General features: G+C 39.2%; 2 protein-coding genes. Both read right to left on the bottom strand.

The features are described from left to right. A partial coding sequence (locus AN214_RS21405; protein WP_235576794.1) for a condensation domain-containing protein occupies positions 1-1,732 on the bottom strand: 1,732 nt, incomplete at its 3' end. After that, positions 1,729-4,395, bottom strand: a 2,667-nt coding sequence (locus AN214_RS21400; RefSeq protein ID WP_152960839.1) for a non-ribosomal peptide synthetase, incomplete at its 5' end; no start/stop codon positions are given. The genes AN214_RS21405 and AN214_RS21400, both read right to left, overlap by 4 nt.

The raw sequence follows: 4,395 nt of genomic DNA, 5'->3' as shown, positions 1-4,395 counted from the left end.
GGTAATGAGCTAAACGCTCCGCTTGGGATGCTAGCGCTTGGTACGTCAAGGTCTCTTCTTGACAACGCAAGGCTATCGCGTCTGGCGTCGCCTTCGCTTGTTGAATAAATTGGCTAATAAGCGGTTTTGTCTCATACGTGAGATCGGTTTGATTGAGTGAAGTGAGCAAATTAAGGTCATCTTCTCTATGTAGCGAATAATCACCAATTCGCTTAAAAGGATCTTGAGATATCTGCTCTATTAACTGCTGAAAATAATCGGCAAAGCGGCTTATAGACTCATTAGAAAATAAATTCGTATTATAAATCCAGTTTACGTAAAGACCATCCTGATCCTCGACAATGCTAAGCTCCAAATCTACCTTAGCCTGCTTTATATCCGAATCGACGGGAAATAACGTCAAATCGGGCAAGGAAAATGAACTTTGCTTATTATTGTTTAAACCAAAAACAATTTGAAATATCGGGTTATGGCTAAGGTTCCTCTCAGGTTGAAGATTTTCAACCAGCAATTCAAAGGGAATGTATTGATAGCTATAAGCATCAAGTATCGTTTGCTTGTTCTCAGCAAGTAATGCGTTAAAAGCTTGGTTTTCTGACAAATCGGTTCTCAGTACCAGATTGTTAACAAAGAAACCCAGTAACCCTTCTGTGTCTTCGTGATGCCTTCCAGCTATCGGTGTACCGATAACAATGTCTTGCTTATTACTTAAGCGACTTACCAGAAGGCTAAATGCCGTCTCCAGTAACATGAAAAGCGTAACATCGAACTTTGTACACAATTGCTTTAAGTTTAAAACCGTAGTTTGATTTATATTGTGCTCAAACACACTTCCCGAGTGGCTTTGCTGAGACGGTCTTGGGAAATCTAGTGGCAAATCGTGAACAGGCGGAATTTCCGCGAGTTGATCTGACCAATATGCTAACTGATAATCTAAAACTTCACCTCTAATAAATTCTCGTTGCCATTGTGCGTAGTCCTGATACTGAATAGCCATTGGTGGTAATTGAGATTCAGTATCGGTTACATTCGCTCGATATAGAGCTGAAAACTCATTAACAAGTATACTTTGCGACCAACCATCAGAGGCAATATGATGAACAGTAAATAGTAGAACATGCTCTTCTTCGGCAAGTTTCACCAGCTTGGCTCTCACCATATTATCCTGAGAGAGATCAAAGCTTGTGTTTATTTCTTGTGAAATTAGCTTGTTCAAGAAGACTTTCTGGATTTCAGCTTTTTTACAGCTTAAATCAGACAGCACTAACTCAAAAGTCTCAATAGCATTAATAACAGGTCTAACTTTACCACTCTCTAGCTTAACAAATGTAGTCCTAAGCACTTCGTGCCTATTGATTAATGTAATAAGAGACTTTTGCAATGCTTCTAGATCAAGTTTTCCATTCAGCCCTAGCGGAAAAAACATATTGTAAGCCGTATTATTTTCTTCTATTTGGTCAACAAACCAAAGCCGTTGCTGCGAGTACGACAAGCTTAAATCCGCATTGGTACTTTGCTCGATCGGTTTGTTTTTTAGTTCATCGATAGCATTAAGATACTTTTGTTTCTTAATCCACTTTATTAGGTCCGTTTTTTGTTCTTTAACCTTTTCAGCGAGTTCTGCTGTTAAGTTTTTTGTGTGTCCACGGACTTTGAGATTGCCATCGTCACCCAAATTGATACTTAGTTGATTTTCTTTAAGGAGAGCTAATAGTGCTTTAATAGGTGTCATAGTGAAATCTCCACTTCGTCTTCGTTCAGAGCTGAAGACTCATCGAATAAAACTGCAGATTGACTAACGTGATACATAATGTTCGAAGCAAGAGCTTCGAGATTTTTTGCTTCAAATATTGATGCTAAAGGAATGTTATTTTGAATATTTTTATTAATCATACTAACCATCTGCAATGCTAAAAGAGAATGTCCGCCCAATTCGAAAAAATTAGCGGTACGACTTATTTCTTCCACATTTAAACTAAGAAGCTCAGCCCAGATCTGGGCAAGCATCTCTTCTGTTTCATTTTCCGGTGTTTGAAACTGTATATTTTTATTTTCAATTTCTGGTTCCGGCAGTGCTGTTAAATCAACTTTACCATTGGCCGTCTGAGGAAAGGCTTCAAGCGCAATGATAAACGTCGGTATCATATAATCAGGAAGCCAATCTCTAAGTGCTCCCGTAACCTCTTTGAAAAGGTCTGGTTTGTCATCAGTTAATATAACATAAGCGAATATGTTATCGTCTCTAACGACGACTAAGCTGCTACCAATAAAAGACAAACTGTTAATCTGACATTCTATCTCACCAGTTTCAATTCTAAAACCCCTGATTTTTATTTGATGATCTCTACGCCCAACAAACTCAAGAAGGCCTTCTTGATTGTACCTGACGATATCACCAGACAAGTAGCCAGGAACTTTTGTCTTATCATCTCGATTATATTGCACGGAAATGAATTTCTGCTCGTTCAGTTCATCCCTATTTATATAACCGATAGAAACGCCAGCTCCGCATATGAGAAGCTCTCCTTCACTTCTAAGAGGCTGCATCTCAAGTGCTTGGTTGACGATAAGTAAATCGGTATTCTGGATTGGTTGGCCAATAGGAACAGGTCCATTATGAGGGATTTCGTGTTCAGGGTAAATCGTAAAATAACTGCAGCCAACCACGGTTTCAGTCGGGCCGTATTCATTTATAAACGTAGTGTTTGGTAACAAAGAGCGTATTTTATTTATGGTCGAATAGTTAAGTTGCTCTCCTCCCACAACAAACATATGTTCTGCAGAGACTGGGGCTTCTATGATATGACACAACCCTTCTAAATGCGCAGGAGTAACTTTGAACAAGCTAGCTTTGGAAGTTGATATTTCATCCGCCAAGTCAAACAGAATATTGCTAGTATCCGCTAAAAATTTGACAACTTTTCCAGTTAAAATACCACTGTATAACGTAGTAATAGTGGCATCAAAGCTAAGTGGAGAACTAACGACCGAACCGGTAATTTTATCGTGCCAGTACTGTCGAACAACATGATCAAGATAGTTGTTCAACCCCGAGTGTTCAATCTGGACACCTTTTGGAACGCCTGTCGAGCCCGATGTATATAATATATACGCAATTGCGTCACTATTATTCATCCGCCAGTCTACAGCTTGGTTTCCATGTTTTTTTGAATTAGTTGATAAAGATAAATCGTTTATGTTTAAAACTCGCAACCCGGCATGGTCTAAGTTCACATCTAAATCAGAATAAGTAACAACCACTTTTGCACCGCTATCTGCTAATACAAACTGTTTCCTATCACCTGGCCAGTTAGTTTCAACAGGTGTATAGATACCACCTAACTTAAGAACCGCGATAAGTGCCACCAATAGCTGATGATTTCTCGGTAAGCTGATTCCTACCACGTCACCAAATTCTACACCCTGGTCCTTAAGTAAGCCGATCATTTGTTCAATTTGATTATCTAATTCCAAGTAAGTCAATGCCGTCACAGGGTCTGAAACTGCAATCGAAGTGGGACAATTTCGAACATTAGAGTCAAATGCTCTTATTAGATCGAACGTCGAAACCCGATGTTCTCTCTCTTGATGTTCGGATAGCAGCACATTCTTTTCACTTTCATCAAATAACGGAAGGGATAAAACCGATTTATTATGGTTACGGCAAAGTGACTGAGTAATAACTCTCATGTAGTCAAGTATGCGTTCAATATAACCGGACTCGAACAGATCAGTGTTATATTCTAACGCGAAGTTGAAAGTATCTGTATATCGGACAAACAAAGTTAAATCATATTTTGCTATTACAGTTTGTTGGGCGATGGAAGATATAGTTAACTCAGAAATATCATTGTCTGCCGCAAAAAAATCATCCATTACGATCATGATTTGGAATAACGGTGAATGGGATTGACTTCTCGCCGGGTTTAGTTTTTCAACAAGCATATCAAAAGTAACATCCTGATTGGCTTGGGCATCTATGTGCGTGGTTTTCACGCGGTTTAAATAACTCGATACATCTGGGTTATCAGAAATAGTCGTTCTTAGCACTAAATTGTTTACGAAAAAGCCAATCAATGGTTCAACTTCTGTCAATGCTCTATTGGCAACCGGTATACCAATCGCAACATCAGACTCGTTACTTAATCGTGCAATGAGTAGGTTAAATGCAGCATGAATAATCATGAACGGGGTCATACCATGCTTGGTTGCAGTACTTACTATTTGGTCAGTCAACTCCTTGCTAAACACTATTGTTCGGCTGTCACCTAAAAAGGATTGTTTGGCAGGACGAGGTTGTTTAATTGGCAAACTGTGAACCATCGGGCAATCATCCAGTTGTGTTTGCCAATAGCTCAATTGTGACGCTAATGCTGACTCGGTTAACCACGTCCG

Origin of the sequence: Pseudoalteromonas sp. P1-9 (assembly GCF_001399975.1) — a bacterium.
GTDB lineage: Bacteria > Pseudomonadota > Gammaproteobacteria > Enterobacterales > Alteromonadaceae > Pseudoalteromonas.
Note: the sequence above shows the minus strand (reverse complement) of the source record. Positions and strands in the feature narration are given on the sequence as shown.